This is a genomic window from Hydrogenophaga sp. FG152 (assembly GCF_057809615.1).
This window is the reverse complement of sequence record NZ_JBMDKH010000001.1, coordinates 195,369-221,917: the sequence shown is the minus strand read 5'-3', so window position 1 is coordinate 221,917 and position 26,549 is coordinate 195,369. Positions and strand designations below refer to the sequence as shown.

The 26,549-nt window shown below is 69.4% G+C and carries 27 protein-coding genes; 7 read left to right on the top strand and 20 right to left on the bottom strand.

Annotated elements, in window-relative coordinates; translation table 11 throughout:
• The first annotated feature begins 22 nt into the window (after positions 1-22).
• Positions 23-1,138: a DUF4062 domain-containing protein gene (locus ACODTB_RS01090; protein WP_291114144.1), complete on the top strand. Its 1,116-nt coding sequence runs from the start codon at positions 23-25 to the stop codon at positions 1,136-1,138.
• 14 nt (positions 1,139-1,152) lie between these two features.
• A complete protein-coding gene (locus ACODTB_RS01085; protein WP_291114147.1) occupies positions 1,153-2,937 on the top strand; it encodes an alkaline phosphatase D family protein in 1,785 nt (594 codons plus the stop codon).
• A gap of 21 nt (positions 2,938-2,958) precedes the next feature.
• Here the strand turns inward: ACODTB_RS01085 and ACODTB_RS01080 are convergent, their stop codons facing one another.
• The 5 genes from ACODTB_RS01080 to ACODTB_RS01060 are packed head-to-tail and all read right to left on the bottom strand — an operon-like array spanning position 2,959 to position 8,609.
• On the bottom strand, positions 2,959-4,554 hold the full coding sequence (locus ACODTB_RS01080) for a class I adenylate-forming enzyme family protein (RefSeq protein WP_291114150.1): 1,596 nt from the start codon (positions 4,552-4,554) through the stop codon (positions 2,959-2,961).
• 2 nt (positions 4,555-4,556) lie between these two features.
• Positions 4,557-5,537, bottom strand: coding sequence for a Bug family tripartite tricarboxylate transporter substrate binding protein (locus ACODTB_RS01075; protein WP_291114153.1), 981 nt, complete (start codon positions 5,535-5,537; stop codon positions 4,557-4,559).
• A 23-nt stretch (positions 5,538-5,560) separates the two neighbouring features.
• Positions 5,561-6,814, bottom strand: coding sequence for a thiolase family protein (locus ACODTB_RS01070; protein WP_291114156.1), 1,254 nt, complete (start codon positions 6,812-6,814; stop codon positions 5,561-5,563).
• Positions 6,811-7,797, bottom strand: a complete 987-nt coding sequence (locus ACODTB_RS01065; RefSeq protein ID WP_488929047.1) for a fumarylacetoacetate hydrolase family protein — start codon at positions 7,795-7,797, stop codon at positions 6,811-6,813. Before ACODTB_RS01065 ends, ACODTB_RS01070 begins: the two co-directional genes overlap by 4 nt.
• Complete coding sequence (locus ACODTB_RS01060; protein WP_291117491.1) at positions 7,794-8,609, bottom strand: cyclase family protein; 816 nt, start codon at positions 8,607-8,609, stop codon at positions 7,794-7,796. Before ACODTB_RS01060 ends, ACODTB_RS01065 begins: the two co-directional genes overlap by 4 nt.
• A gap of 106 nt (positions 8,610-8,715) precedes the next feature.
• Between ACODTB_RS01060 and ACODTB_RS01055 the strand changes: the two genes are divergently transcribed.
• A complete protein-coding gene (locus ACODTB_RS01055; RefSeq protein WP_291117494.1) occupies positions 8,716-9,450 on the top strand; it encodes a TetR/AcrR family transcriptional regulator in 735 nt (244 codons plus the stop codon).
• A 6-nt stretch (positions 9,451-9,456) separates the two neighbouring features.
• On the opposite strand, the gene ACODTB_RS01050 is transcribed toward ACODTB_RS01055, so the two are convergent.
• On the bottom strand, positions 9,457-10,446 hold the full coding sequence (locus tag ACODTB_RS01050; protein ID WP_291117497.1) for an AraC family transcriptional regulator: 990 nt from the start codon (positions 10,444-10,446) through the stop codon (positions 9,457-9,459).
• 92 nt (positions 10,447-10,538) lie between these two features.
• On the opposite strand from ACODTB_RS01050, the gene ACODTB_RS01045 reads away from it, so the two are divergent.
• From ACODTB_RS01045 to ACODTB_RS01035, 3 genes are read left to right on the top strand one after another with little or no spacing between them, the layout of a single operon-like run.
• Positions 10,539-11,678, top strand: a complete 1,140-nt coding sequence (locus ACODTB_RS01045; RefSeq protein ID WP_291117499.1) for an FAD-dependent monooxygenase — start codon at positions 10,539-10,541, stop codon at positions 11,676-11,678.
• A 45-nt stretch (positions 11,679-11,723) separates the two neighbouring features.
• Positions 11,724-12,713, top strand: a complete 990-nt coding sequence (locus ACODTB_RS01040) for a Bug family tripartite tricarboxylate transporter substrate binding protein (RefSeq protein WP_291117502.1) — start codon at positions 11,724-11,726, stop codon at positions 12,711-12,713.
• Between the two features lie 13 nt (positions 12,714-12,726).
• A complete protein-coding gene (locus ACODTB_RS01035) occupies positions 12,727-14,307 on the top strand; it encodes a sulfatase family protein (protein ID WP_291117506.1) in 1,581 nt (526 codons plus the stop codon).
• Between the two features lie 22 nt (positions 14,308-14,329).
• On the opposite strand, the gene ACODTB_RS01030 is transcribed toward ACODTB_RS01035, so the two are convergent.
• Genes ACODTB_RS01030 through ACODTB_RS01000 form a run of 7 tightly spaced genes read right to left on the bottom strand, consistent with a single transcriptional unit; the run spans position 14,330 to position 20,302 of the window.
• Complete coding sequence (locus tag ACODTB_RS01030; protein ID WP_291117509.1) at positions 14,330-14,659, bottom strand: type II toxin-antitoxin system RelE/ParE family toxin; 330 nt, start codon at positions 14,657-14,659, stop codon at positions 14,330-14,332.
• Positions 14,656-14,907 (bottom strand): type II toxin-antitoxin system ParD family antitoxin, encoded by a 252-nt coding sequence (locus ACODTB_RS01025; protein WP_291117512.1) that lies wholly within the window; start codon positions 14,905-14,907, stop codon positions 14,656-14,658. Before ACODTB_RS01025 ends, ACODTB_RS01030 begins: the two co-directional genes overlap by 4 nt.
• Positions 14,908-14,946: 39 nt before the next feature.
• A complete protein-coding gene (locus ACODTB_RS01020; RefSeq protein WP_488929046.1) occupies positions 14,947-15,672 on the bottom strand; it encodes an SRPBCC family protein in 726 nt (241 codons plus the stop codon).
• On the bottom strand, positions 15,662-16,138 hold the full coding sequence (locus ACODTB_RS01015; RefSeq protein WP_291117518.1) for a (2Fe-2S)-binding protein: 477 nt from the start codon (positions 16,136-16,138) through the stop codon (positions 15,662-15,664). The genes ACODTB_RS01020 and ACODTB_RS01015 overlap by 11 nt, the downstream gene beginning before the upstream one ends.
• Positions 16,139-16,156: 18 nt before the next feature.
• Positions 16,157-17,023 carry an FAD binding domain-containing protein gene (locus tag ACODTB_RS01010; RefSeq protein ID WP_291117521.1) on the bottom strand — a complete coding sequence of 289 codons (867 nt, stop codon included), beginning with the start codon at positions 17,021-17,023 and terminating at the stop codon, positions 16,157-16,159.
• Positions 17,016-19,301, bottom strand: coding sequence for a xanthine dehydrogenase family protein molybdopterin-binding subunit (locus ACODTB_RS01005; protein WP_291117524.1), 2,286 nt, complete (start codon positions 19,299-19,301; stop codon positions 17,016-17,018). Before ACODTB_RS01005 ends, ACODTB_RS01010 begins: the two co-directional genes overlap by 8 nt.
• Before the next feature lie 20 nt (positions 19,302-19,321).
• Positions 19,322-20,302, bottom strand: a complete 981-nt coding sequence (locus ACODTB_RS01000; RefSeq protein ID WP_291117527.1) for a Bug family tripartite tricarboxylate transporter substrate binding protein — start codon at positions 20,300-20,302, stop codon at positions 19,322-19,324.
• 246 nt (positions 20,303-20,548) lie between these two features.
• Here ACODTB_RS01000 and ACODTB_RS00995 point away from each other — a divergent pair, with 246 nt between their 5' ends.
• Entirely contained in the window at positions 20,549-21,112 is a 564-nt protein-coding gene (locus ACODTB_RS00995; protein ID WP_291117529.1) for a MarR family winged helix-turn-helix transcriptional regulator, read from the top strand.
• Here ACODTB_RS00995 and ACODTB_RS00990 read toward each other — a convergent pair.
• The 7 genes from ACODTB_RS00990 to ACODTB_RS00960 form a co-directional block, all read right to left on the bottom strand.
• Entirely contained in the window at positions 21,109-22,077 is a 969-nt protein-coding gene (locus tag ACODTB_RS00990; RefSeq protein WP_291117532.1) for a PDR/VanB family oxidoreductase, read from the bottom strand. The two genes, ACODTB_RS00995 and ACODTB_RS00990, sit on opposite strands and share 4 nt — an antisense overlap.
• A 10-nt stretch (positions 22,078-22,087) precedes the next feature.
• Positions 22,088-23,116 (bottom strand): Rieske 2Fe-2S domain-containing protein, encoded by a 1,029-nt coding sequence (locus ACODTB_RS00985; RefSeq protein WP_291117535.1) that lies wholly within the window; start codon positions 23,114-23,116, stop codon positions 22,088-22,090.
• 43 nt (positions 23,117-23,159) lie between these two features.
• Positions 23,160-23,384 carry a recombinase-like helix-turn-helix domain-containing protein gene (locus tag ACODTB_RS00980; protein WP_291117537.1) on the bottom strand — a complete coding sequence of 75 codons (225 nt, stop codon included), beginning with the start codon at positions 23,382-23,384 and terminating at the stop codon, positions 23,160-23,162.
• Between the two features lie 18 nt (positions 23,385-23,402).
• Positions 23,403-24,377, bottom strand: a complete 975-nt coding sequence (locus ACODTB_RS00975) for a VOC family protein (protein WP_291117540.1) — start codon at positions 24,375-24,377, stop codon at positions 23,403-23,405.
• Positions 24,378-24,513: 136 nt separating this feature from the next.
• Positions 24,514-24,864, bottom strand: coding sequence for an EthD domain-containing protein (locus tag ACODTB_RS00970; RefSeq protein WP_291117543.1), 351 nt, complete (start codon positions 24,862-24,864; stop codon positions 24,514-24,516).
• Between the two features lie 10 nt (positions 24,865-24,874).
• On the bottom strand, positions 24,875-25,624 hold the full coding sequence (locus ACODTB_RS00965) for an SDR family NAD(P)-dependent oxidoreductase (RefSeq protein ID WP_488929045.1): 750 nt from the start codon (positions 25,622-25,624) through the stop codon (positions 24,875-24,877).
• An 11-nt stretch (positions 25,625-25,635) separates the two neighbouring features.
• Positions 25,636-26,523 carry an alpha/beta hydrolase gene (locus ACODTB_RS00960; protein ID WP_291117549.1) on the bottom strand — a complete coding sequence of 296 codons (888 nt, stop codon included), beginning with the start codon at positions 26,521-26,523 and terminating at the stop codon, positions 25,636-25,638.
• Positions 26,524-26,549: the final 26 nt, after the last annotated feature.

The window sequence follows — 26,549 nt, the reverse complement described above, 5'->3', positions numbered from 1 at the left end:
CAACAACAACAAGGAATGCCTCTTGGCCAAGTCTCTCATCCGGGTGATGCTCTCCAGCCGCTGCCTGGACCCCTTCCCCGCCGGCAGCAAGACCACCTTGACCGATCTGCGCAAGGCGCTGAAAGCCGATATCGAGGCCGTGCAGGTGCTGGGCCGAAAGCTGTTCGAGGTGTGGATCAACGAAGACGCTCCGCCCGCCGAAGGCACGCAGGACAGTTGGGACGCCTGCCTGCAGGCGGTGCGCGATTGCGATGTGCTGATCGTGCTGTCCAACGGCAATGCGGGCTGGGCCGCGGGCGATCAGGACATCGGCATCTGCCACGCGGAGTACATGGAGGGCCTTCGCTCGGCGCAGGCCAAGGTGCGCCTGGTGGCGCTGCCGACGGTGTCCGATGCCAAGGGCGCGGCGGGCGAGCGCAACCGGCGCTTCCAGGACTATCTCTCGCGGCAGACGGCCTTCCGGGGCGGCGAGGTGAAGACGGTGGCCGATGCGAGGAAGCGCGTGTTCGAGGCGCTGTCGGACGCGGTGATCTCGCTGACGCAACGGGGCGTGCAGGCCGGCGCGTCGACGCGCTTCGATGTGGGCGCGGCACTGGACTGGACCCGGCTCGACTTCCGCCAACGAAAGAGGGCGATGGAGGCCACGCTCAGGACGGCGCTGGGCGGGCTGCAGGGCGCCAAGGTGGTGGACGGCGGTGTGGTGGTCCAGCTGGACGGCAAGGACGTGGCGGTGGTGGTGCACGCGATCCCGGCTTCGTTCAGCGTGGCCGCCGCGCGCGAGCTGGTGGGCCGGCCTTTTCTGGAGGACCACCAGCGCACCGACCTGCTGGCCTCGGCGCATGGGCCGCTGCACCTGATCGCCTGCCACCGGGGCGCGACGGAGACCCAGGCCACCTCGCTGCTGGGCTTTCCGGACGCGACGGTGGTGAGCGGGCCCTTCGGGGTGTTTGTGGCCGATGACGTGCAGAAGGTGCAGTTCGCCTTCCTGGCCCACTGCCGCGACGACTCGCAGACGCGCCACGCGAGCCAACGGTTCTTTGAGTGGCTGCAGCAGACGGGCGAGGCCGCGCTGGTGGCGCGCCGGGCGGTGTCGCGCGCGCGCATCGTCAAGGTGGTGGCGAAAGAAATGAACGCTTGAAAGGGGAGCTGAACATGAATGAGAAGGATCTTCTGCTGGGGCCGGTGCTGTCGTTTCGCGGCATCGGCCAGGGCGATGTCTGGAAGGTGACGGCGCTGGTGGGCCTCAAGGCCGGCGCGCCGGTGCCTGCGCTGGAGGTGGACGGCAAGGCCTGCCCCGCACCAAAGGAGCTGCTGGCCATCCCCGGCGAACGCTATCTGCGCTACGACCTGTCCTGCAAGGTCTTGAAGAAAGAGCGCACGGTGAGCTACGGCGTTCCTGGCGGGCTGACGTGGCGGATGACGGTGCCGGGCAAGGATTTCTCGCCGCGCATGGCCTATGTGTCGTGCAACGGGTTTTCCGACCCGGCGGTGATGCGCAAGCTCATCCGCACCTCGGACGCGGTCTGGGAAGACCTGCTCTACAGCCACGACCGCGCGCTGCGCCGCAAGCCGGGTTCAGGCGAAGTGAAACTGCTGGACAAGGAGCAGCTGTGGCACGAGCAGCGCATTCACGACAAGGGCCTGCAGCGCTTTCACCTGATGCTCATGGGCGGCGACCAGATCTACTTTGATTCGATCTGGGAAGACATCAAGCCACTGCGGCAGTGGGTGGCGTTGCCGCGGCAGGCGCAGCTGGATTTCAAGGTGACGAAAGCGCTCGATCGCGAGATCGAGGCGTATTACTTCGGGCTGTACAAGCAACGCTGGCTGCCCAGCGAGAGAAAGCCCTGGTCGTCGCCTACGGCCACGCTGGATGCGAGCGCGGCGATGGCGTCCATGCCCACCATCATGATGTGGGACGACCACGACATCTTCGATGGCTGGGGCTCGTACACCTGCGAGATGCAGAACAGCCCGCTCTTCCAGACGATGTTCCGACACGCGCGGCGTGCCTTCTGGGTGTTCCAGATGCAGCACGCGCTGGAGGACCTGCCCGAGCTGGAAGACACGACGCGCGCGGGTTTCACTCAGAAGGACCCGTTGCTCAAGCCCATCGCATGGACCGAGGTGCTCGCCAAGGACGCGCTCGCGCTGCCCCTGCTGGACGGCCAGCCGGGCTTCACCTCGACCTACGCCGTCGGGCCGGTGTCCATCATGGCGGCCGACCTGCGCACCGAGCGCTCGCGCGCACAGGTGATGAGCGAGATCACCTGGAAACAGATCAAGCAATGGACGAACAGCCTGGCCTCGGGGAACGCAGGTGTACAGCCCAGCGGCGCGTGCCAGCATTTGCTGTTCATGTCCTCGGTGCCCGTGGTGCACCCGAAGCTGCCCCTGGCGGAGCTGCTGATGGACACGTTCGGGCAAGACCACGTCACCGACAGCAACGCCGACGATCTGAAGGACCACTGGTCCCACGACGACCACGAGGGCGAGCGCAAGCGCCTGCTGGAGGTGCTCTCCCACCTGGCGCGCGACAAGAAGATCCGCGTGTCCCTGGTGTCGGGCGATGTGCACGTGGCGGCCTGGGGCACGGCCTACCGCAAGGACCTGCCGGCGACGGAGACCTGGTCCCAGATCCACCAGTTCACCTCGTCGGCCGTGGTCCACCCCTCGCTCATGGGCGTGATGGAGCGGCTGTTCCTCTCGTGGCTGAACAGCAATGCCAAGCAGCCGCAGAACATCGACGTGCAGTACGTGACGGAGGTGATGCCTTTCCCGGGCCACGACAAGCACGTGATGGCGGCGCGCAACTGGCTGGCCCTGGAGCTGGACATGGGGTCGGCCGAGGGCTGCAAGCTGTGGGCGACCTGGCGCTGCGAGACCGAGACCAGCTTTTCCAACCACCTGCTGGCGGTGGCGCCCATCGCCCCCTGAGCCGGTCCCCCCCGCCGAGGCCTACGCAGGCCAGCCGAGCGCCAGGCCCGGCTGCTCCGCCAGCATCTGGCCGAGCACGCGGGCCAGGGGTTTTTCCGAGGCTGTTTTCGGAATGGCGTTCAACGGCAGCACCTGCTGCAGCACCACCGGCCTGCGCAGCGCGGCCCGGAGTGCGGCCACCGCCACCCCTTCGTCGGCGGGTGCGTTCGGCGCGAAGACGACGGCCGCCACCACGTCGGACTCGCCCGGCACACGGGACGCCGCCGGCACGCCGAACACGAACACGTCGTCGACCAAGCCCGTCTCGGCCAGGGTCTTTTCGATGAAGGCGGCGTCGATGAAATCGCCGTTGCGGCGGATGCCGTGCCCCATGCGAAAGTCGAAGAACAGCCAGCCGTCGGCATCGCGGTGCACCACGTCACCGGTCCACAGCCAGCCGTCGCGGCATTTGGCTTCGGAAGCCTCGGGCTCGTCCACGTAGGCCACCTGGAACGGCGTGCCGTCCGCAGCGCGGATCAGCAGTTGGCCGCGCTCGCCCGGCGCCACGTCCTGCCCCGCGTCGTCGACGATGCGGATGCTCAGCGAGGGCGCCGGCTGGCCGATGCTGCCCACCGGCCCCTGCCCTGGCGGCTTCATCGTCAGCCCACCCTCGGCCGTGCCGTAGAACTCGAGCAGGCTCACGCCGAAGCGGTGCTCGAAGTCCCGCCAGATGGTGGCGGGCATGCCGGCGGACACGACCAGCCGCACCGGGTGGTCGCGGTCGGCGGGGGTGGCGGGTTCGCAGTAGATGGCCGTGGTCATGCCACCCAGCAGCGTCAGGCTGGTGCAGCCGTGCTCGCGCACGGTCTGCCACATGCGGCTCTTGCTGAAGCGGCGCGAGAACACCACCGGCAGGCCGCGCACCAGGGCGGCGCCCAGCGTCACCAGCTGGGCGTTGGCGTGCGTGAGCGACAGGCCGGAATACAGCCGGTCGTCCGGCCGGTAGCCGAAGGCCGAGGCCGCCATGCGCGCGGTGTCGGTGAATTTGCGGTGGCTGTAGACGATGCCCTTGGGGTTGCCGGTGGTGCCGGAGGTGAAGAGGATCTGCATGTCCTCGTCGGCCGGGCGCTGCGCTTGCGCGAGCTCGGGCGACGCGGTGTCCGCCAGCAGGCTGCCGTAGGGCACCGCGGCCACCGACGGCGGCTCGCCCAGCACGGCGATCAGGCGCAGGCTGGGGCAGGTGTAGCGCACCGCCAGCGCACTCTGCAAGGCGGCCGGCTCGGCCACCAGCAGCGCGCAGCGGGTCTTGGTCAGCATGAAGGCCAGGCGCTCGGGCGGCGTGCGCGGGTCGATGGGCACGAGCGTGAGCCCGATGAGGCTGCTGGCGACCAGCATCTCCACGAATTCCGGGTGGTTGGCCATCAGCAGGGCGGCGCGGTCGCCCGGGCCGAAGCCTTGCACGGACAGGCCGGTGGCGAGCCGCGTGGCGGCGTCCCACAGTTGCGCATAGGTCCGGCGCTCGGTGCCTTGCGCTGGTGGGGCCGCATGGTCGATGAAGGTCAATGCCAGGCTGTCGCCACGCTCGCGCGCCAGCGCCCTGACCAGTTCGGCGATCGTGTGCGGGGTCGCGGGTGTCATCGTCAATCTGCCTTGATGCCTTTTTCGCGGATCAGCTTGCCCCACTGCGCCGACTCCTGGGTGGTCAGCCGTTCCACCTCGCCCGGCGCGGAGCCCTGGGGGTCCACGCCCATGTCAGCGAGCCGCTTGCGCAGCTCCGGCTCCTGCAAGGTGGCCTGGATCGCGCGGGACATCTGGTCCACCACCCCGGCCGGCACACCGGCAGGGGCCCACACCGCGTTCCAGCCGGTGAGCTCGAAACCGGGCACCGATTCCTTCAGGGTCGGCACCGTCGGCAGCGCGCTGAGTCGGTCGGGCGTGGTGACCGCCAGGGCCTTGACCTTGCCGCTGCGCACCAGGGGAACGGCCGAGGTCTGCGTGTCGAACTTCACCTGGATCTGGTTGGCCATGAGGTCGGTGTTGGCCGCCGCGCTGGTGCGGTAGGGCACGTGCAGCAGGTCGATGCCGGCGCGCTGCTTGAGCAGCTCCATGCCCAGGTGGGGCGCGCTGCCGTTGCCGAAGGACGCGTAGGTGAGTGCGCCCGGGTGGGCGCGGGCGTGCTGGATCATGCCGGCCACGTCGTCGAAGGGCACGGTCGGGCCGGCGATGAGCACATAGCCTCCTTTCGAGATCAGGCTCACCGGCGCGATGCCCTTCACCGGGTCGTAGGGGAGCTTGGCGTAGATGTGCGGATTCATGGTCATCAACTGGTTGAATCCGAACAGGAAGGTGTAGCCGTCGGGTGCGGCATTCAAGGCCTTGTCGGCCCCCAGGATGCCGGAGGCACCGGGGACGGGTTCGACCACGATGGGCTGACCCAGGCGCTGCCCCAGCCGGTCTCCGATCAAGCGGGCCATGACGTCGGGGCCGGTGCCCGCGCCCGCGGGCACGACCATCCGGATGGGTTTGTTGGGCCAGGCGGCCTGGGCGAACACGGCAGGTGCCATCGCCATGCCGGCCAGGCAGGCCAGCACATGGCGGCGGTGAAGGGGGATTCGTTTCATGTCTTTGTCTCCTGAAGGGTTGTTCAATCTCTTGCGGGGCGCCCGGCGCCCAGGAGGGTGACGCACGCGACCGCCTCCTCGTTCTCGATGAATCCGCCGCCGTTCTCGGCGAGGGCGATTCGGGCGCCGGCCACCTGGCGCGGGCCTGCGCGTCCGCGCAGTTGCTGGGCCAGTTCGCCGATCTGCATCAGGCCGGTGGCACCGATGGGGTGGCCCTTGGATTCGAGCCCGCCCGACACGTTGACGGGCAGCGCGCCGCCGAGCGCCGTGGCACCGGACTCGGCGAAGCGCCCTCCTTCGCCGCGGGCACAGAAGCCCAGCGCCTCGGTTTGCAGGATTTCACCGAAGGCGGTGGCGTCGTGCACCTCGGCCAGGTCGACGTCTTCAGGGCCGATGCCCGCGTGCTCGTAGGCGGCGCGGGCCGCGCGGTGCGTGATGGCCAGATGGGCATCGTCGTCATCGCGCGGCAGGCTGCTCACCAGTTCGCAGGCCAGCACGTCGACGGGGGCGGCCGCAGACAGGCGCTGCAGGCCGGCCGCGTTGCAGACGAGCACGGCGGCCGCGCCGTCGCCGATCGGCGCGCACATGGGCAGGGTCAGCGGGTAGGCGATGGCGCGCGCGGCCAGCACCTCGTCCACCGACCATGCGTTGCGGTACTGGGCCAGCGGGTTGTGGACCGAGTGCGCGTGGTTCTTGGACGCCACGATCGCCAGCTGCCGTTGCGTGAGGCCGTGGCGCTGCATGTGGTTCGCGGCCAGCGCGGCATAGATGTCCATGAAGATGCTTCGCTCCGACGAAGCGCCCTGCGCCACGGGGACACCGGCGGCCTGGTTCAGGCGCGCCAGGTACGCCAGCAGCCGGTCTTGCCGGGTGACGTCGAAGCCGCCGCCGAACACCTCGAAGGATTTTTGCCGGTTGGCATCGAACAGCTTTTCAGCGCCCACGGCGAGCGCCACATCGGCACCGCCCGAGCGCACGCTCTGGCACGCGAGCCAGAAGGCGGTCGACGCGCTGGCGCAGGCGTTCTCGACGTTGACGATGGGCACGCCGACGATGCCCAGTTCGCGCAGCACAACCTGCCCGGCCACCATGTGCTGCCCTTGCAGGAAGGAGGCGGCCACGTTGGAGAAGTACGCCATGTCCACCTGCCGTCCGGTGGTACCGGCATCGGCCAGCGCAGCGCGCACGGCCGTGGCCGTGAGCTGGTGCAAGGAGGTGTCGGAGAACTTCCCCGTGGGCGTCATGCCCACGCCGACGATGTAGACCGCGCTGGTCATGCCGCGCCTCCCGCACCGGACGTGACGATGGTGTTCGCCAGCACACCGATGTGCTCGGCCTCCAGCTCGATCCGGTCACCGGGCTGCAGCAGGCGCCCGGTCTCCACACCGCAGCCACGTGCGAAGGTGCCCGAGGCAAACACCTCACCGGCGTGCAAGGTGCACGACCGGCTGGCGTAGGCGATCAGATCCTCGAAGCCAATGTCCATGCTCGCGGTGCTGTCCTCGGTCTGTGTCTCGCCGTTGAGGCGTGAGGTGACGCGCAGTTGGTACAGGTCGGGCAGCTCGTCCAGCGTGACGATGCAGGGGCCGAGCGCGTAGGCGCCATCGAAATCCTTGCTCTTGCCGGCGGGCTGGCCTTCGGCCGCCTGCACGTCGCGGGCGGTGAAGTCGTTGAACAGGGTCACGCCCAGAATGAAATCGCGCGCCCGATCCCTGGGGATGTCTTTGCCCGTGCGACCCAGCACGACCGCCAGCTCCAGTTCGTAGTCGAGCTTCTGCGCGAACGCGGGCCACTCGATGGCCTGGCCCGGCCCGGCGAGGTTCAGCGGGTTGGCGGTGTAGAAGCGCGGCACGGTGAACCAGTTGGGCGGCAGGTCCATCTCACCGGCCTGGCGCGCCGCTTCCAGGGCCGCCGCCGGGTCGGGGCTGGCCTGCGCGCGCTGGCGCGCGCGCATCTCCAGAAAGAACTTGGGGTGCGCGGTCATCGTGCCCCAATCGCGCATCAGGGGCGGCCGCGCCAAGGGGGTGAGCAGCGTGTGGCCGCCGGGTGGCACCTCGTGGGCACCACCGGGCCGGTGGCCGTCGGCATCGCGGCGTGCCAGCGCGAGCGCTGCTTCGCCGCCGTCGATCAGGGCCGCCATGGAGGCAAAGCGCGCGTCGCCCGCGCGGCTGGCGGTCAGGCACAGGATGGCGCCGTCGGGTTGAAGAACGCCCAGGCGGGGCGCCTGCGCCGAGGCCGTGCGGTAGGTGACGAGTTTCATGGCGCCACCTGCAGCTCGGAGAGAAAGGCCACTGCCCGCGCGGGTGCGGCGCTGGTGCGCGCCAGCTTGATGGGAAAGAAGCCCACGTGGAAGCCGCTGACGGGCAGCGCCCCCAGGTTGCAGAGCTGCTGGACGATGAAGGCCTCGCGCTCGGTGATGGCCTTGTGCGCGTCCCACAGGTAGCGGCGGTCGCCGGTGCGGCGGAAGTCCGCCGCCATGGTGGCGAACGGGCGGTCCCAGCCGACCGCATCGGTGCCCAGCACCTTGGCGCCGCGCTCCGTGAGAAAGAGCGTGCTGTCGCGCGTCATGCCGGGGTACTGGAAGAACCCGGGCTCGCCGATCCGGAAGCGCTCCTGCCCGGTGCGCAGCAAGACGGCATGGCCGGCGATGTCCGTCACGCCGACCGCGTCCATGGCCGCTTGCAGCATCTCGGAGGTGATCGCGCCGCAAGGTTCCACCATGGCGCGCAGGTCGAGCACGACGCCCGGGCAGTACAGCTCGTCCAGCGCGATCTGGTCGATCGTCCGGGCCGGCTCACCCGCGCAGCGGGATCCGCTGTGCATCGGCGCGTCCACATGCGTTCCGCAATGCGAGGACATGTCGGTCAAGACCTCGGAGCCCCAGCCCTCGCCGTCGGGGAGGTCGTCGTGCGTGCAGCCGAAGAACTCGCAGAAGCGGTCCTTGCCTTCCGCCTCGTCGGGGCGCTGGTACTCGATCCTCGGGGCGACAACGCCAGCGGCGGCACGCAAAGGTGGCGGCAGGAGATCGCGCTCCATGGGGTCCAACAAAGTGCTGAGATCAATGAGTTTCATGTTTATACGTCCGTGTAAATGAATCTTATACGGTCGTATGATTTCTTGTCAACAGGCAGAATGCCCCCATCGAATGGAGCGCTCCTCGGCGGGCGCGGGAGATGACATGGTCACGAAGAAAGCGGGTCCGGCGGTCAAACGCAAGCGGACGGAAGAAGCGGGCAAAGCCGAGCGCCCGAACACGCAAGAGCTGATCCTGGATGCGGCCGAACAACGGTTCGCGGCCCAGGGTTACGAAGGCACGAGCATTCGCCAGATCGCCGAAGCGGCCGAGGTCAACCTCGGCATGTTTCACTACTACTGGGGTTCCAAGCAGGCGCTCTGCCGGGCCGTGCTGGAGCGCCGCCTCGGGCCCATCATGGCGGAGCGGGTGGCCCGCCTCTCATCGGCGGTGGAGACGCGCGCGCCCATCGAGGAGCTGCTGCTGGCCGCCATGGAGCCTTCGTTGATGGTGACGGGCGCCAGCCCCGAGCAGCGCGACGCCTTCCGCAGCTTCTATGGCCGCATGCTGGCCGACCCCTCGCCGGACGTGCGCGAAGCGATGGGCGCGATCGTGGACGGGTTCTCGCGCGAGTTCATGGAGGAGCTGCACCGGCGCTGCACGCACATCGACGACAAGGAGTTCTACTGGCGCATGGTGTTCGTGTTCGGTGCGTTCTTCTATGCGCACAACGCGCACGACCGCATCCTGACGCTGCTGGGTGCCGAGTTCACGGCCCCACCGATCGAAGACGCCGCCCAGTACCTGGTGCGTTTTGTGGTGGGCGGCCTGCAGGCCGATCCCTTGGTGGAGCCAGGCGCACCGGCCCGGCGAAAGCGAAGCAAACCGGCGGAACGCTGACCGGTCTCAGTCCGCCGCCGAGGCGGTGTGCGGGTCGGTCATGGCCGTGCGCCGCGCCACCTCGCGCTTGGCATACGCCGTGGGCGACAGGCCTGACCAGCGGCGGAACGCGCGCGCGAACACCTTGTCGGACTCGTAACCCGCGTCCTGCGCCACCTGGGCCAGCGGCAGGTGCCCGGCTTCCAGCTGTTCGGCCGCGAGCGCCATGCGGTGGCCGCCCAGGTAGCCCATAGGCGTGTCGCCCACCAGGGCCTTGAAGCGGTCGCTGAAGCGCGAGCGCGACATCGCGGCCTCGCGCGCCAGGGTCTCCACCGTCCAGCTGCGCGCGGGTTCGCGGTGCATGGCGGCGATAGCACGGGCGATGGCGGGGTCGGACAGGCCTCGCCACCAGTTCGCCTCGGTCGGGCCCGCGCCGCGCAGCAGGTGGCCGCGCAGGATGTTGATGAGCAGCAGCTCGCCCATGCGGCTGGCCGAAAGGCGCCAGCCCGGGCGCTGGTCCAGCGTTTCGGTGACCAGGGTTTCCATCGACGCGGCCAGGATCACGGCGGTGGGCAGTTCGCTCGCGCGCACGTGGATGAGCGGCGGCAACACGCTGAGCACGGAGTGGCGGCAGTAGGCCGAGAACCAGAGCAGCGCGCTGAACATCTCGCAGCCGTCGCCGCCACCGCCGTGCCGCAGGTCCAGCGGCGCTTCGTCGCGCGCGCCGGGCGTGCGCTGGGTGAGCAGCTGGGCGAAGGGCACGGTGGGCGCGTCGGGCGTGGAACCCATGCGGTGGGCGGCGCCCAGCGGCATCATCACCAGGTCGCCGGGCTCCACGCGCAGCGGCCCGCCGCCGCCAGCCGCTTCCACCCACCAGGGCGCGCCGCGCGCCATGCGGATCATGGCGGCACCGGACACGCCGTTGGAATGCAAACCCCAGGGCGCAGACAGGTGGAACCGGGCCGTCACCGCGCGTTCGGCGCGGCAGATGGCGAGCACTTCGCTGAGGACATCCATGGACGAATCGTACCCATTTCGGGCGTCCGGGCGGTTGAGCGCGCAGGGCTCGCACTGAACAATGCACGCTTCGACATTGCAGGAGCAGCCCCATGAGCAGTTTGAAAATCGGTATCGCCGGCGGCGGTGTGGGCGGTCTGGCCGCCGCGATCGCCTTGCGCAAGCAGGGTCATGACGTCACCGTGTTCGAGCAGGCCAAGGGCTTCTCGCGCGTGGGCGCGGACATCAACCTCACGCCCAATGTGGTGCGCGCCATCGACGGCCTGGGCGCGGGCGCATCCATCCGCCGCACGGGCGCCCAGCCCACCTTCCGCATCAGCCGCGACTGGGACACGGGCAAGGAAACCTCGCGCCTGGGCATGGGCAACGTCGCCGAAGAGCAGTACGGCGCGCCGCAGGTCACGATCCACCGCGCCGACATCCTGGCCGCGCTGGCCGAGCAGTTCCCCATCGAGCAGATCGCGTTCGACAAGCGCATCGAAACCCTGAGCCAGAGCGACGCCGGCGTGACGGTGACGTTCCAGGACGGCAGCGAAGCGACGTTCGACGTGGTGGTGGGCGCCGACGGCATCCACTCGCGCGTGCGCACCGCCCTCTTCGGTGAAGAGAGCCCGCGCTTCACCGGCGTGGTGTCGTTCCGCTCGGTGGTGCCCACCGAGCGCGTGAAGAACGTGCCGGAGATCGAGGCCTTCACCAAGTGGTGGGGCCCCAACCCGCAGAGCCAGATCGTCACCTTCCCGCTCAACCAGGGCCGGGAGACCTTCATCTTCGCCACCACCGGCCAGGAGAGCTGGACCGAGGAGTCGTGGACCAGCCCCGGCGACGTGAACGAGCTGCGCGGTTTCTACAAGGACTTCCACGCCGACGCGCGCGCGTTGCTCGATGCCTGCGACACCACGCTCAAGAGCGCGCTGTACGAGCGCGAGCCGCTGCCGCAGTGGTCGCAGGGCACGGTGACGCTGCTGGGCGATGCCTGCCACCCCATGCTGCCCTTCATGGCGCAGGGCGCGGGCATGGCGATCGAGGACGCGGTGGTGCTGGGCCGCTCTCTGGCGGGGGTGGGCACGCGTGCCCAGGCCGTCGAGGCGCTGCGCCGCTACGAGAAGACGCGCCAGGAGCGCACGGCCAAGATCCAGATCGGTTCGCGCGGCAACCAGTGGATGAAGGGCCAGGGCAACGCCGACTGGGTCTACGGCTACGACGCCTGGAACGTGCCGCTCGCCCAGGCCTGAGCGGCCTGAGATTCCCTCCCCCCTTTTTTTCCAGGAGACAACACCATGACGAACACCAACCCCAAACGCCACTTCACCCTGGGCCTGATCGGCCTCGCGCTCGCCTCGGCCCTGCCCTTCGCGGCGGCGCAGACCTTCCCGAGCAAGCCCATCACCATCGTCGTGCCCTTCCCGCCCGGCGGCGGCCCCGACCTGGCCGCGCGCGTGCTGGCCGAGAAGATGGCGCCCAAGCTGGGCCAGCCGGTGGTGGTGGACAACCGCCCCGGCGCCGGTGCGCTGCTGGGTGCCGGCGCGGTGGCGCGCTCAGCCGCCGATGGCCACACGCTGCTGCTCACGCCCAACACCATGGTGATCTCGCCCCACGTGCTGCCGGCCGGCGCGGGCGGTGGCGTGGACGTGCACAAGGACCTGGTGCCCGTGATCTCGCCCGCCACCACGCCCATGGTGCTGGTGGCCAACCCCTCGCTGGGCGTGACCAACCTCAAGGCCGCGCTGGACGCCGCGCGCAAGTCGCCCGGCCTGCCCTACGGCAGCCCCGGCAACGGCTCGCCCATGCACTTCGCGGGCGAGATGCTCAAGAGCGCGGCCAAGGTCGATCTGATGCACGTGCCCTACCGGGGCGTGGGCCCCTCCATCACCGCCGCGCTCAGCGGTGAGGTCAAGCTGCTGTTCACCGGCCTGGGTGGCGCGGTGCCGCACATCAAGGGCGGCAAGCTGGTGCCGCTGGCGCTGACCGAAAAGAAGCGTTCGCCGCTGCTGCCTGACGTGCCGACCGCGACCGAACAGGGCGTGAGCGGCGTCGAGGTGAACGCCTGGTACGGCGTGTTCGTGCCGACCGGCACGCCCGCCCCCGTGATCGCGCGCCTGAACCAGGCCTTCAACGAAGCGCTGCAGCTGCCCGACGTGCGCGAGAAGCTCGCCGGCGCCGGCCTGGACGTGCTGGGCGGCACGCCGCAGGTGCTGGCCGACTTCATGAAGGCCGACAACGAACGCTACGGCAAGCTGGCCAAGGAACTCAACATCAAGGCCGATTGAGGCGCACAGCGGCATGACACGGCGACCGAACTTCCTGCTGTTCATCACCGACCAGCACCGGGCCGACCACCTCGGCTGCTACGGCAACACCGAGGTGCGCACGCCGCACATCGACGCGCTGGCGGCGCAGGGTTGCCGCTTCGACGACTTCCACGTCGCCACCCCCATCTGCCAGCCCAACCGCGCCTCGCTCATGACCGGGCGCCTGCCCAGCGTGCACGGGCTGCAGATGAACGGGCGCGAGCTCTCGCTGGGCGAGCGCACCTTCGTGGAGACCTTGCGCGAGGCGGGCTACCAGACCGCGCTGGTGGGCAAGTCGCACCTGCAGAACATCACCACCCTGCCCACGGCCTGGCCCGGCAAGGGGCCACGCCGCCCGCACGAGGCCCTGCGCCCCTACCCGGGCCGCTACGGCCAGGAGGTGTGGCAGCGCTGGGAGGAAGACCCGGCCCACGAGCTGGAACTGCCTTACTACGGCTTCGAGCAGGTCGCGCTCACCATCGGCCACGCCGACGAGCAGCACGGCCACTGGCGGCGCTGGCTGCGGCAGCAGACGCCCGACGCGGACCGCCTGATCGGCCTCGCCAACGCGATCCCCACGCCCGACCTGCACCTTGCGCGCATCGGCCACGCCTGGCGCACGCGCGTGCCCGAGGCGCTGTACCCCACGGCCTACATCGCCGAGCAGACCTGCCACGCGCTGGACCGCATGGCAAGCGCGGAGCAGCCGTTCTTCATCCAGTGCTCGTTCCCCGACCCGCACCACCCCTTCACGCCGCCGGGCCGCTACTGGGACCTGTTCCGGCCGGAAGACGTGTCGCTGCCCGCCTCGTTCCGCGCCGAGCTGACCGACCCGCCGCCGCCGGTGCAGTGGCTGCGCGAGCAGCGCCGCGACAACCCCGCGTTCCGTCCCGGCTACGGCAGCTTCGCCTGCTCCGAGCAGGAGGCGCGCGAGGCCATCGCGCTGAACCATGGCAGCCTGGCCAACATCGACGACCACATCGGGCTCGTGATGGCGCGGCTGCGCGCGCTGGGCCTGGACGAGGACACGGTGGTGATGTTCACCAGCGACCATGGCGACCTGCTGGGCGAGCGCGGCCTGATGTTCAAGGGCGGCCTGCACTACCCCGCGCTCACCCGCGTGCCTTTCATCTGGCGCGACGGCGCGCAGGCGCCGGCCACCGCGGCCACGGCCGCGCTGACACAGACCATCGACATCGCGGCCACCGTGCTGGAGCGCGCCGGCCTGGAGCCCACCAACGGCATGCAGGGCGCGTCCCTGCTGCCCGTGGTGGCGGGCCAGGCGGGCGCGGTGCGCGACGCACTGTTGATCGAGGAAGAAAGCCAGCGCAGCGATTTCGGCATGGACCGCCGCGTGCGCATGCGCACCCTGCGCAACCACGCACACCGCCTCACGGTGTACGACGGCCAGCCCTGGGGCGAGCTCTACGACCTGCGGCAGGACCCGCTGGAGCTGCGCAACCTGTGGGCCGATGCGGCCTCGCTGCCCTTGCGGCGCGAGCTCATGGAGCAACTGGCGCGCACCATGCTGTCAGCGGCGGACACGAGCCCGTATCCGGGCGCGGCGGCGTAGAGAAATCTGCCTCGGGCTTCGGTCACGCGCCGTCGGGCTCCTGCATCCACGCGGGAATGTCTCGCTGGCCATGCAGCACGCGCCACACATCGATCTGGTCCGGGTGCTCGACGTAGAACACCAGGTAGGGGTATCGCGTCAGCGGCCAGACGCGCAGACCAGACAGATTGAGTTCGTGGGCGTAACGCGGGGAGCCCATGGCCGGGTGACGGCCGATGTGGGCGTAGGCCTTCTCCAGCGCGTCGATGAAGCCCGACGCCGCCTGCGCGGCCCCCTCGCTCAGGTAGTAGGCAATGATCTCGTCGACATCCCGATTGGCTTGCTCCCGTGGGACGACCGCCTTGCCCTTCATCTCTGAGCGTCGGCTTTGGCGCTCTTGCGCACCCGGTCTCGCAGGCCTGCGAAGTAGCGGTCATCGGCTGGCGCTGCCGGACTTGACGCCACGCCCGCCATCAGCAAGCCACGCAATTGCAGACGATCCTGATCCTTGCGGATCAACTCGCGCACGTACTCGCTGCTGGTGCCGTAGCCACGCTGGCTGACCTGTTCATCCACAAAGGACTTCAGGGTGTCGGGGAGAGAGATGTTCATCGTGCCCATGGCGCAAGCGTAGGCCTTTTGGCAAAATTTGGCAAGGTCCTACATCAGTGTGCGCAGCCAGGCCGCGCACTCCTGCGAGGCCTGCACCGGCCATTGCACGGTGATGGTGGTGTCGCCGCGCCGCACTTCCACGCGGATCTCCTGACCCGAACCGCCCCACAGGCGCGCCCAGAAGCCCCGGGCCGGCGTGGCGGGCGCAGCGGGCGCGGCGGGCGCAGGAATGGCCGGTACCGCCGACACGGTGATCGGCTGAGCCGGCGCGGGCGCCTCGGCGACCGGCGGCACCGGTGCCGCGGCCTCCACCCCCTCCACCGCAGGCGAGCCGGCCAGGCGCGCCGCCGCGTTGACCCCGAACTCGTCCCACATGCGGTCGGCCTTGGTCTTCATCACGCCCAGGCCGAAGGTGCCCATGCGGCCCAGCACGTCCACCTTGACCTTCATGCGCAGCTCGGTGCCGCCGCCCTCGCGCGCCTGCAGCCACATCTCGCTGCTCTGCTTGAGCGAGCTGGCCACCGAGGCGTCTTCGCCCGTGCCTTCGGCGCGCAGGTAGCGCGGCTCGTCGCGCTCGACGATGCGGGTCTTGAGCTTGAAGCGCGCGCTGATGAAGGCGATCTTCACCTTCATCACGGCCACGTACTCGTCGTCGCTCACGACCTCGATGGACTCCATGCCGGGCACGCAGGCGCCCATGGCATTCGGGTCCAGCAGCAGGGCCCAGACGATCGCCGGTGGCGCGTCCAGCAACAGGGTTTTTTCAATTTCCACGCATCTTCTCCGCTGCGGTCAGGATGGATTCGACGATCTGGGTGTAGCCGGTGCAACGGCAGAGGTTGCCGTTGAGGCCGTGGCGCACCTCGTCTTCGCTGGGTGAGGGATTGGCCGCCAGCATCGCGCACGAGGTCATGAGGAAGCCGGGCGTGCAGTAGCCGCATTGCAGGCCGCCGCATTGCATGAAGCTCTCCTGCAAGGGGTGCAGGCTGTCGCCCTGCGACAGGCCTTCCACCGTGGTGATGGCGCGGCCACTGTGTTGCACGGCCAGGCTCAGGCAGGACTTGACGACCTGCCCGTCCACCAGCACCGAGCAGGCGCCGCAGATGCCGGTTTCGCAGCCGCGCTTGGTGCCGGTGAGGTGCAGGTCGTCGCGCAGGAAGTCGCACAGCAGGCGCCGCGCGGGCACGGTGCTCTGCACGGGCTCGCCGTTGACGGTGAGGGTGATGGGGTGTTGGCTCATGGCTGGGGTCTGTTCACACTATTCCTGGGGCAGGCCGAACAGGCCCGCGATGTTGCGCCGCGCGACCACGCGCACCATGTCGCGCCGAAAGTCGGCGTCGCCCCGGGCGTCGGACACGGGTTCGATGTCGGCGGCGACGATGGCCGCAGCCTCGGCCGCCACGTCGGCGGTGACGGTCTTGCCGGCCAGGTACGCCTCGGCGCGCGGCAGGCGCGCGGGGATGGGGGTGGACGCGCCGACGGCGATGCGCGCCTCGGTGCACACCGCGCCCTGGCGCCGCGCGACGAAGGCCACGCTGACCAGCGGCCGGTGCTCGGCGGCCGTGCGCAGGAAGCGCGCGTACTGGCCGCTCGCATCGGCGGGCAGCGCGGGCACGCGGATCTCGCTGAGCAGCTCGTCGGGTTCGAGCGCGGTGGTGTAGTAGTCCACCAGGAAATCGCTCAGGGCCAGCACGCGCTCGCCGCGCACACTGGCCAGTACCACCTGCGCGTTCAGCGCCAGCAGGCAACCCGGCGGGTCGGTGGAGGGGTCGGCGTAGCAGAGGTTGCCGCCGATGGTGCCCTGGTTGCGCACCTGCGGGTTGGCCACGCGCGCGGCCATGCTGGCGAGCATGGGCCAGCGCTCTTGCACCAGGGGCGAGGCGGCCACCTCGGCGTGCAGCGTGAGCGCGCCGATGCGCAGGCCGCCGCGCTCGTCCAGCGCGATGCCGCGCAGCGCGCCGAGCCGGCCCAGCGACACCAGGTGCGAGGGCGTGAGCATGCGCTGGCGCATGCCGAGCATGAGCGCGGTGCCGCCGGCGATCACGCGGCATTCGTCGCCCAGGTCGGCGAGCATGCGGCTGGCCTCGGCCACGCTGTCGGGTTCGAGGAAGTCGAAGTCAAGCATGGGCCGTCTCCTTCAGGGCGCGCAGCGCGGCCAGCACTTTCTGCGGCGTGATGGGCAGGTCGGTGATGCGCACGCCCACGGCGTGGTACACCGCGTTGGCGATCGCCGGCGCGCCGGGCAGGATGGCGGTCTCGCTCGCGCCCTTGGCGCCGTGCGGCCCGTTGGGTTCGTGGGACTCGACCAGCCCGCCGCGCAGCAGGGGCACGGCGTCGGCGGTGGGCATGTTGTAGTCGGCGAAGTTGCCGTTCATGAGGCGGCCACCTTCCAGCTGAAGCTCTTCGTAGAGCGTCCAGCCCATGGCCTGCACGGTCGCGCCATTGGTCTGGCCGTGGATCGCCAGCGGGTTCAGGGCCTTGCCGCAGTCGTCGCTGACGTAGCTGTCGATCACCGTGACCTGGCCGGTCTGCGTGTCCACCTCCACCTCGACCGCCTGGGCCGCGAACGAATAGGCGGGCGCGATGTTGCCGTGGACCTGGTCGTCGTGCATCTGGGTCTTCGCGTCCCAGCTGCCCATGACCTGGATGCCTTCGCCGCCGTGGCGCCAGATGTGCTGGCGCGCCACCTCGGCCAGCGTTCGCCGCTGCCCGGGTTGCTGGCGCACGCGGATGTGGCCTTCGGCGATCTCCAGCTGGTCGGCCGGCGCACCGAGCATCTGCGCGGCCAGGGCGAAGAGCTTGTCGCGCGCGGCCTGCGCGGCCACGATGGCGGCGTTGCCGGCCGCCATGGTCACGCGCGAGGCCAGCGTGCCGATGCAGAACGGCGCGCTGTCGGTGTCGGGCGCGACCACGAGCACGTGGGCCAATGGCAGGTTGAGCTCGTGGGCCACGATCTGGCTCAGCATGGTCATGGCGCCCTGCCCCATGTCGCCTTCGCTGCAATGCACCACCAGGCGGCCGTCTTCGTTGACCTTGATCATCACGGTGGAGCCGTCCCAGTTGCCGATGGTGCGGTTGCCGCTCACGTGCATGGCCGCGGCCATGCCCACGCCGCGCCGGCGGCTGCCCGTGCCGGGCGCCCGCGCGCGCTTCTGATGCCAGCCGATGGCTTCGGTGCACTGGGCAATGCATTCGAGCAGGCCGGTGCTGCCGATCTGCCAGCCGTGGATGGAGGTCTCGCCACGGCCGATGGCGTTGCGCTGGTGGATCTCCACCGGGTCGAGCCCGAGCCGCTCGGCCATGGCGTGGATGTGGCTGTTGAGCGCGAACAGCATCTGCGTGCCGCCAAAGCCCCGGAACGCGCCGTGCGGTGGCGTGTGGGTGTAGGCCATGGTGGCGTGCGAGCGCACGTGCTGCAGCCGGTGCATGTTGTCGCTGCGCATGGCACTCACGTGCATGACCTCGGGCGAGAGGCCGCAGTAGGCGCCGCAGTCGGCCACGATGTGCACGTCCTTGGCGACGATCAGGCCCTCGCGCGTCATGCCCAGCTTGAGCGTGATGCGCTCGGGCACGCTGGAGCAGGCGGCCTGGAAGTCTTCCAGCCGGTTGTTGACCAGGCGCACCGCGCGCCCGGTCTTGAGCGCGAGCAGGCCGGCCACGAGCTGGTTGTCGTCTTCGACGATCTTGCCGCCGAAGCCCCCGCCCACGGTGGCCGCCTGCACCCGCACGCGCGAGACCGGCAACTCCAGCGCGGCCGCCAGGCGCGCGCGCGCCAGGAACACCGACTGCGTCGAGGTCCAGACCTGCAGGCGGCCGTCCGGGTCGATCGCCGCCACGCTGGCCATGGGTTCGAGGTAGCCCGGGTACTGTGCGTGTGTGGTGTAGGTGGCCTCGTGGATCAGGTCCGCCTGCGCGAAACCGGCGTCGACGCTGCCACGCTCGAAGCGGATTTCGTGCGCCACGTTGGCACGCCCGGGGTGCACGCCGGGCGCGCCATCGGCGAGCGCGTCCTCGGGCGTGAGCAGCGCGGGCAGCTCTTCGTATTCGATGCGGATCAGGTCCAGCGCGTCGCGCGCGATCTCTTCGGAGGTGGCGGCCACGGCCGCCACCTCTTCGCCCGCGAAGCGCACCACGCCCTCGGCCAGGATGCGGCGCTCCTTCTGGTGCACGCCCCACATCGTGCGCGGCGCGTCGGCGCCGGTGAGCACCGCCTTGACGCCAGGCAAGGCCCGCGCGGCCGAGGTGTCCACGCGGACGATGCGCGCATGGGGGTAAGGGCTGCGCAGGATCTTGCCGTGCAGCATGCCAGCGACCTGGATGTCGCCGGCGTACACCGCGCGGCCCAGCACCTTGGCGCGGGCGTTGACCTGCGGCGTGTCGCGGCCCAGGGTGGATTCGCTCATGGGGGTTCCTCGTCCTGGGCTCAGTCGGCCTGGATGTTCAGCTCTTTGATGAGCTTGGAGAGGCGCGCGTAGTCGTCGGCGTTGATCTTGGCCAGGGCCTCGGGCTTGCCGCCCACCGGGCGGGAACCGAAGGTCGCCATCTTCTCGATCACGTCGGGCATGCGCAGGATCTCGTTCATGTGCTCGTTGAGCAGCTTGACGATGGCCGGGGGCGTGCCCTTGGGCGCGAAGATGCCGTTCCAGGCGCCGAGCTTGACGTCCTTGTAGCCCTGCTCGGCCACGGTGGAGAGGTTCGGGATCAGCGGGCTGCGCTCGCCGTCGGTGAGCGCCACCGCCACCAGCTTGCCGGTCTTGAGGTGCGCCTCCACGGCACCCAGCGTGGGGTAGCCCATGGTGACCCGGCCCGCGAGCATGTCGGGGATCATCGGGCCGACGCCACGGAACGGCACGTGCTGCACCTGGATGCCGGCGGCGCGGTTCAACCACTCGGCCACGATGTGCATCGGCGAGCCCGCGCCGGGGCTGGCGTAGGTGAGCTGCTTGCCGGCCTTGGCCTGCGCCACGAGGTCGGCCACGGTCTTGATGCCGCTGTCCGGGTGCGTGACCAGCAGCACCGATTGCATCGCCGTCAGCACCACCGGCTCGAAACCGTGCAGCACGTCGTAGGTGGCGTTGGGCGCGAGCTTGAGCACCATGGGCGCGGTGGTGAAGGGGTTGGGCGTGAACAGCAGCGTGTAGCCGTCGGGCTTGGCGCGGCTCACGTAGGTGTTGCCCAGCGTGCCGCCGGCGCCCGGCTTGTTCTCCACGATCACGGTCTGCTTGAGCCGCTGCGACAGCTTGTCGGCGAACAGGCGGGCGGTGGCGTCGGAGTCGCCGCCGGGGGGATAGGCCACCACCAGGCTGATGGTCTTTTCCGGGTAAGCCTGGGCGGCTGCGCCACCCGACACCAGGGCCGTGGCCGCCAAGGCCAGACCCATCCACTGACGACGATCCATTTTCATCATGCGCTCCTGTGAGGCGATTCACTCGGTTGTGGGGTTCAGTCCGGCGTGAAAGGCACCGGGACGCGGTTTCATATTGGAAACAAGGGTTCACAACAGAAACGAGTCCATCGTAGACCTTCGTCGTTGACTGATCAACGATGAAAACCCGATTTCTGACAATTTGTTGCAATTTTGTTGATCAATCAACAGAGGCATCGGGGTGCGGTGCCCAGTGAACGCGGTGGCTTCCCCGAGAATGGCCGCATGTCTTCACCCAAGCCGCTGCCGACGCCCCCCGCCCTGCCCCCCGAGACCGGCACCGCCGACGAGGCCGCCAACCCCTGGACCGATCTGGCGCCCGATGGCGCGGGCCTGGCGGTGCACGATTTCCTGACCACCATGTTCAGCCACACCAGCAACGGGCTGCGGCGCGCGATCACCCTGCCCTACGCGGACCGCTTCGAGCTCACGGTGTCGGAATGGCGCATCCTCTCGGTGCTGGCGCACGCGGGTTCACTGCCGTTTGCGGAACTGGTGGAACTGGCGGCCGCCGACAAGGCGCAGGTCAGCCGCGCGCTGCGGCTGCTCGGCGACCGGGGCCTGGTGGAGATGCAGACGCCGGGCCCGCGGGGGCGCAAGGGCCTGATCTGCCGGATGACCGAGGCGGGTGAGGCGCTGTACGGGGAAATCATGCCGCTGGCGCGGCGCAGCCAGGCGCAGATGATCCTCACGCTCAGCCGCGACGAGCGCCGTGTGCTGTACACGGTGCTCGGCAAGCTGCGGCGGCAGTGCGCGACTGCCCCCGACGACGGCTCGATCGACGCTTAAATATCGAGAACGAGCCGGTCGCTCTTGCAACCGGAGACGCAGACCATCATGGCCTTGTTGGCCGCGCGCTCGGCGTCGGTCAGCACCATGTCGCGGTGGTCGGGGATGCCTTCGAGCACCTTGGTTTCGCACGAACCGCAGATGCCCTCTTCGCAGCTGAAGGGCACGTCGGCGTTGATCTCGATCAGGCGCTTGTGCAGCGTGGTGTCGGGCGTGACCTCGAACATCTGGCCGCTGCGGCGCAGCTCGACGGTGAAGCTGGTCTTGGCGTCGTCCGCCGCCGCCACCTCGACCGCCGCGAAGCGCTCGATGTGCGCCTGGGTGTGGCCCAGCGCGGCGCAGGTCTTCTCGAAGTTGTCCAGCATCACCGCCGGACCGCAGGCGTAGTAGTGCTCGCTGGCCGAAGGCGCGCGACGGCCCAGCAGGGCCGGGAGGTCGGGCGGGCCGCCCTTCTCGTCGTCGAAGTGCCAGGTCACGGGCACGCCCAGGGCCTCGATCTCGGCGACGAAGGCCGCGCTCTTGCGCGAGCGGGCGAAGTACAGGAACTCGAAGCTGCGGCCCAGGTCCTTCAGGCGGCGCGCCATGCACAGCACGGGCGTGACGCCGATGCCGCCGGCCACCAGCACGGTGTGCGAGGCCTCTTCGTGCAGGCCGAAGTGGTTGCGCGGCGCGCTGATGGTGATGCGCATGCCCACGCGCAGCTGCTCGTGCACGCAGCGCGAGCCGCCCCGGCTGGCGCGGTCCTTGAGCACGCCGACCACGTAACGGTGGCGCTCCTGGCTGGGGTTGCACAGCGAGTAGCTGCGCACCATGCCGTTGGGCAGGTGCAGGTCGATGTGGGAGCCGGCCTCGAACGCGGGGAACACGACGTCGGGGGCCGGACGCAGGTCCACGCTGATGATGTCGTCGGCTTCGTGACGCAGCGTGTGGACCCAGGCTTGCAGGGTGGTGGCGTTGTTGCTCATCCCGCGATTCTCACACGGGCTTGTCGAGCTGGGCCTTGGCCAGGTTTCTGAGGTGGCGGCGCAGGCGCACGATGCCCATGTCGTGGGCGTACAGGTGCTCGCGCTTGTTGGCGTCGGGCTCCATGTTTTCCACCGCCACGCGGTCCTGCTCCAGCACGTTCCAGTGGCGCTCTTCCAGGCGGTTCTTGTACAGGAAGCGCCAGGTGTCGCGCTGCCAGCCGGTCACGCGGCGGCAGCGCCAGTGGAACACGCCGGAGGTGCGGCTGCTGATCGGGGTGTAGCTGCCGATGATGGTGAAGTTGCCGCCGGGGCCGCCGGTCTTGGGGTACGGAATCTCCAGGCGCATCACGTGGATGCCCAGGTCCATCCACTCGGTCCAGTCGAAGTTGACGCCGCGCTGGCCCTTCTTCTCGAAACAGAAGCCGTTGGGGATGTCGCGGATCTGGAACTCGGCCTCGCTCGCGCCTTCGCTCATGGTGTGCGACTGCTTGTGCAGGTACACGCCGTGCATCGGGTCCATGACGTTGTCGATCACGTAGCGGTAGTCGCCGCCCCACTCGGTGTAGCAGAGGAAGTTCGACCACTCGGGCGAGGTCAGCTCCTCGGGCAGCTGCAGCGGCGGCGCCTGGTCCAGGATGGGGTTGCTCGCGTTGTAGAGAAAGATCGCGCCGGCCGCTTCGGTGGCGTGGAACATGCGCGCAGGGCGCGAGCCTTCGAGCTTGCAGCCGGGGCTGCCGGGCACGCGGGTGACGGTGCCGTCGCAGCGCACCTCGACACCGTGGTACGGGCAGGCCAGACGGTCGCCCAGGTTCACACCCAGCGAGAGCGGCGCGCCGCGGTGCGGGCAGTGGTCTTCCAGCGCGTGGACCTGGCCGGCCTGGTCGCGCCAGAGCGCGATCTTGTAGCCCAGGCGGCGGATCGAGATCGGGTCGTTCTTCACGAAGCTGGACGGGCAGACCGGGAACCACAGGTCTTTGAGGCCGACTTCGAGGACGGCGTCGACCGGGTCGAGCTGAACGTTGATGACAGAGGTATCCATGGACGTGTCTCCTGGCGATGGGCTGGGTTCGGGCGGCGCGCGGTCAGGCGCCGAGGCGGGCCATTTCCTGCTGGAAGGACGGCTCGGTCCAGCGCTGGCCGTTGGGGCCGGAGGGGCCCGCATCGTTGAGGTAGTTCACCAGGCCGGCGAGGTCGTGGATGCCCTGGGCGTAGGCACGTTCGATCGAATCGCCCAGCAGGCCCTCATACGAGGTCGGCGGTGCGGTGCGCGTCTGGTGGGTTTCGTTGTACAGATCGGGGGTTCGCATGTCATGTCTCCTTCGGTGTCATTCCGTGGGCGGCTTGGGCTTGTCGGTCATGAATTTGCCGCTGGGCGCGGCGGCGTTCACCTGGCGGCGGGTGTTGCCGTCGATGCCGCCCTTGATGGCCCATTCGGCGAACACCGTCGGGCCGGGCGTGAATTCGCGCGGCTGCCAGTCGGCGGTGAGTTCGTCCTCGTCGGTGTAGTACTCCACCAGCGCGCCGGCCGGGCTCTCAAAGTACCAGAACATGGCCGACGAAATCGGGTGGCGGCCCGGGCCGAGCTCGGTGCTCCAGCCGCTGCGCGACATGTGCATGCCGCCGCCGACCACCTCGTGCAGGTCGCGCACGGAAAAGGCCACGTGGTTCAGGCCCCGGCGCGGCTCGGGCGGCTGCAGCAGGAACAGGTCGTGGTGCCCGCCTTCGGCCGCGCAGCGCAGGAACAGGCCGCGCTCGGGGTACAGGTCGGAGACGACGAAGTCCAGGTTGTCGATGTAGAAGGCGCCGGTGGCCTTGAGGTCGGTCACGAAGAACACCACGTGGCCCACCTCGACCGGCGTGGCGCGGTCGTAGGCCGGGCTGCGCTGGTTGCGGCGCGGGCGGTCGCTCCAGGTGTTGACGAGCGCGCTCTCGATCTGCACCTCGCGTTTTTTCGTGAGCTGCAGGCGCACCGCCAGGCCGTTGGGGTCGGTGCAGCCGAAGCGGCCATCGGCGTCCACGAAGCCGGCCTGGCTCTGCAGGCGGCTGCGGTAGAGCGCCAGGCTCTCGGCCGTGTCCACGCCCCAGACCACCTCGCGCAACGTCGGGTCCGGCTCCACGCCGGCCGGCAGGCCGGGCTTGTCGGAATGCGCGACGACCACGCGGCAGCCGTTGAGCGACTCGAACACCAGTTCCTGGGGCGACTCCTGCACCAGCGACAGACCCCAGTCCAGGAAGAACTGGCGGCAGCGCGGCAGGTCGGCGGCTCCGTAGGTAATTTGATCGATGCCCAATACGCTCATCTGCAATCCTTGAAGTGCCTGGGCGCTGCGGGCGCCCAATGTTTCTTTAGTAAACCCGTGTTTCTTACTTGAAACGAACTGAATTCTACCGGCAAACCTCCTGCGAGGGAAGTGGCATGCAGAGTAATTTGGTCGGCTATGCCTTGTCGGGCGTTGGGCAAGGCCCGTCGGCCAGCACCTTTTGCGTGACGTGGAACAGGCGGCCCTGGAACCAGGGCCGGATTTGCGCGAGCTGGGCTTTCAGCTCCTGGCGAACGGGATCGGCAAAGGCGCGCTCCATGGCGTCCACCGAGTCGTAAGAGGATTCAAAGGTCATGTGCAAGCGCGGGCCGCCGTCCTCGATGGACAAGGCGCGCAGCACCCGCACGGCGCGCACGCCAGGAAAGCGCTTCATCAGCGGCACCACCTGCTCGATCACGAAGGCATCCAGGCGGTCCACGTCCTCCGGCTTCACGGTGCCTTCGAGACACGCGGTTCGAACGATCATCGCGGCCTCCTCACAGGCCAAGGCCGCCCAGCGACTTGCCACCATCCACGAAGAGAGTCTGGCCCGTGATGAAGCGGGTGCGCGGCGACGCGAGGAAGGCAATGGCATGGGCGATCTCGCCCGGATCGGCGGGCTGCCCGCTCGGTTCGAGCGCGCTGGCCGCCGCGTGCTGCTCGGGCGTCATGGCGCGCGTCATGCCGGTGTCGGTGAAGCCCGGCGCGATCGAGTTGACCGCTATCTGCCGCTGGCGAAGCTCCATCGCCATGGCCCGGGTCAGGCCCACCACCGCCGCTTTCGAGGCCACGTAGTGCGCAAAACCGGTGCCACCCAGCGCCGCGCGCGAGGACACCGTCACGACCCGGCCGCCCGGCTTCATCCGTCGCGTGGCTTCCTGCGCGGCGATGAAGACGCCCAGCACGTTCACGTCCAGCACGGCGCGAAAGTCCTCGTCACGGATGTCGTCGAAGGACCGGGCGGGGCCGATCCCCGCCGCGCATACCATGACGTCGACACGCGCCTCGGCGGCGATCAGCGCCGCGATGGCCGGGCGGTCGCACACGTCGACCGCGTGGCCGGCCGTGTCGCGCCCGGCCTGGGTGAGTTCCGCGAGCAGCGTGTCAACCTGCGCCGCGTTGCGGTCGATCACCACGACGCGAAAACCGTCTTCGGCCAGGCGCAGCGCCGTGGCGCGGCCGATGCCGGAGGCGCCTCCGGTGATGAAAGCGGTTTCCCTGTCGGCGGGGGTGGGTGGGGTCTGCATTCTTTTTCCTCTCAAACAGCGGGTTCATCCCAGCGCCGGTGGGCCTGCAGGAGGCCAGCCAGGCGCTGGTACCACGCCGCCTTCGGGTCGCGCAGGCAGGTGTGGGTCGCAAAATGGTCCAGGCCGGGCTCTTCGTGCAGCTGGGACGGCCCCGGCTGCCTGGCCAGCAAGGCCGCCATGCGGCGGTTCGAATGAACCACCCGCGCACTGTCCGACTCGCCATGGCTGAGGTACATGGGGATGGTGTTGCCCACCGTCCAGCACAGCGGGCTCATCACGGCGTCGTGCGCCGCGTCGCTCAGCACCATGCTGTAGATGCGCTCTTCCAGGCTGGCCGCGGAGGGATCGGGGTGGTGCAGATCCATGATGCCGCTCACAGGCAGGCAGGCCCGGATCGCGCCCGGGGGAATGCCAGCGCTGCCCGCTTCATCGCGCCGCAGGGCCACCAGCGCCGCCAGATGCGCGCCGGCGGAATGCCCCGCCAGGTAGATCTGGTCGCCGCGACCGCCGAAGTCGGCCGCATGGGCGATCACATGGCGGGTGAGCGCCAGGCCGTCTTTGAACGCCGCCGGCAGCCGGTGCCCCGGCGCCAACCGGTAGCCCGGCGCCACCAGCACCATGCCCAGGCCGACCACGGCTGGCGCCATGAAGGCAACGTACTCCTTGTAGCCGTTGGTCCAGCCGCCGCCGTGCCAGAAGATCAGGATGGGGGCGTCGTCCCGCGCATCGATCGACCGGTACACGTCGCAGCGGTGCTGCGGATCGGGGCCATAGGCGCGGTCGCGCGTGACGGCGATGCCGGCCGGTAGCGGCAGGTCGGCGGCCCAGCCCAGCACAGTCTCTTCGTAGGCCTGCGCGGCTTCGAAGGGAAGCGGCGGCTGCGTTGGAAGGCGGGACAAAAGGTTCTCTGAATAGTAGGTCACGG

Excerpts from the sequence above, each read along its gene's own strand:
- ACODTB_RS01085 (WP_291114147.1), top strand. The coding sequence starts at position 1,153 with ATGAATGAGAAGGATCTTCTGCTGGGGCCGGTGCTGTCGTTTCGCGGC.
- ACODTB_RS01080 (WP_291114150.1), bottom strand. The coding sequence starts at position 4,554 with ATGACACCCGCGACCCCGCACACGATCGCCGAACTGGTCAGGGCGCTG.
- ACODTB_RS01075 (WP_291114153.1), bottom strand. The coding sequence starts at position 5,537 with ATGAAACGAATCCCCCTTCACCGCCGCCATGTGCTGGCCTGCCTGGCC.
- ACODTB_RS01070 (WP_291114156.1), bottom strand. The coding sequence starts at position 6,814 with ATGACCAGCGCGGTCTACATCGTCGGCGTGGGCATGACGCCCACGGGG.
- ACODTB_RS01065 (WP_488929047.1), bottom strand. The coding sequence starts at position 7,797 with ATGAAACTCGTCACCTACCGCACGGCCTCGGCGCAGGCGCCCCGCCTG.
- ACODTB_RS01060 (WP_291117491.1), bottom strand. The coding sequence starts at position 8,609 with ATGAAACTCATTGATCTCAGCACTTTGTTGGACCCCATGGAGCGCGAT.
- ACODTB_RS01055 (WP_291117494.1), top strand. The coding sequence starts at position 8,716 with ATGGTCACGAAGAAAGCGGGTCCGGCGGTCAAACGCAAGCGGACGGAA.
- ACODTB_RS01050 (WP_291117497.1), bottom strand. The coding sequence starts at position 10,446 with ATGGATGTCCTCAGCGAAGTGCTCGCCATCTGCCGCGCCGAACGCGCG.
- ACODTB_RS01045 (WP_291117499.1), top strand. The coding sequence starts at position 10,539 with ATGAGCAGTTTGAAAATCGGTATCGCCGGCGGCGGTGTGGGCGGTCTG.
- ACODTB_RS01040 (WP_291117502.1), top strand. The coding sequence starts at position 11,724 with ATGACGAACACCAACCCCAAACGCCACTTCACCCTGGGCCTGATCGGC.
- ACODTB_RS01035 (WP_291117506.1), top strand. The coding sequence starts at position 12,727 with ATGACACGGCGACCGAACTTCCTGCTGTTCATCACCGACCAGCACCGG.
- ACODTB_RS01030 (WP_291117509.1), bottom strand. The coding sequence starts at position 14,659 with ATGAAGGGCAAGGCGGTCGTCCCACGGGAGCAAGCCAATCGGGATGTC.
- ACODTB_RS01025 (WP_291117512.1), bottom strand. The coding sequence starts at position 14,907 with ATGGGCACGATGAACATCTCTCTCCCCGACACCCTGAAGTCCTTTGTG.
- ACODTB_RS01015 (WP_291117518.1), bottom strand. The coding sequence starts at position 16,138 with ATGAGCCAACACCCCATCACCCTCACCGTCAACGGCGAGCCCGTGCAG.
- ACODTB_RS01010 (WP_291117521.1), bottom strand. The coding sequence starts at position 17,023 with ATGCTTGACTTCGACTTCCTCGAACCCGACAGCGTGGCCGAGGCCAGC.
- ACODTB_RS01005 (WP_291117524.1), bottom strand. The coding sequence starts at position 19,301 with ATGAGCGAATCCACCCTGGGCCGCGACACGCCGCAGGTCAACGCCCGC.
- ACODTB_RS01000 (WP_291117527.1), bottom strand. The coding sequence starts at position 20,302 with ATGAAAATGGATCGTCGTCAGTGGATGGGTCTGGCCTTGGCGGCCACG.
- ACODTB_RS00995 (WP_291117529.1), top strand. The coding sequence starts at position 20,549 with ATGTCTTCACCCAAGCCGCTGCCGACGCCCCCCGCCCTGCCCCCCGAG.
- ACODTB_RS00990 (WP_291117532.1), bottom strand. The coding sequence starts at position 22,077 with ATGAGCAACAACGCCACCACCCTGCAAGCCTGGGTCCACACGCTGCGT.
- ACODTB_RS00985 (WP_291117535.1), bottom strand. The coding sequence starts at position 23,116 with ATGGATACCTCTGTCATCAACGTTCAGCTCGACCCGGTCGACGCCGTC.
- ACODTB_RS00980 (WP_291117537.1), bottom strand. The coding sequence starts at position 23,384 with ATGCGAACCCCCGATCTGTACAACGAAACCCACCAGACGCGCACCGCA.
- ACODTB_RS00975 (WP_291117540.1), bottom strand. The coding sequence starts at position 24,377 with ATGAGCGTATTGGGCATCGATCAAATTACCTACGGAGCCGCCGACCTG.
- ACODTB_RS00970 (WP_291117543.1), bottom strand. The coding sequence starts at position 24,864 with ATGATCGTTCGAACCGCGTGTCTCGAAGGCACCGTGAAGCCGGAGGAC.
- ACODTB_RS00965 (WP_488929045.1), bottom strand. The coding sequence starts at position 25,624 with ATGCAGACCCCACCCACCCCCGCCGACAGGGAAACCGCTTTCATCACC.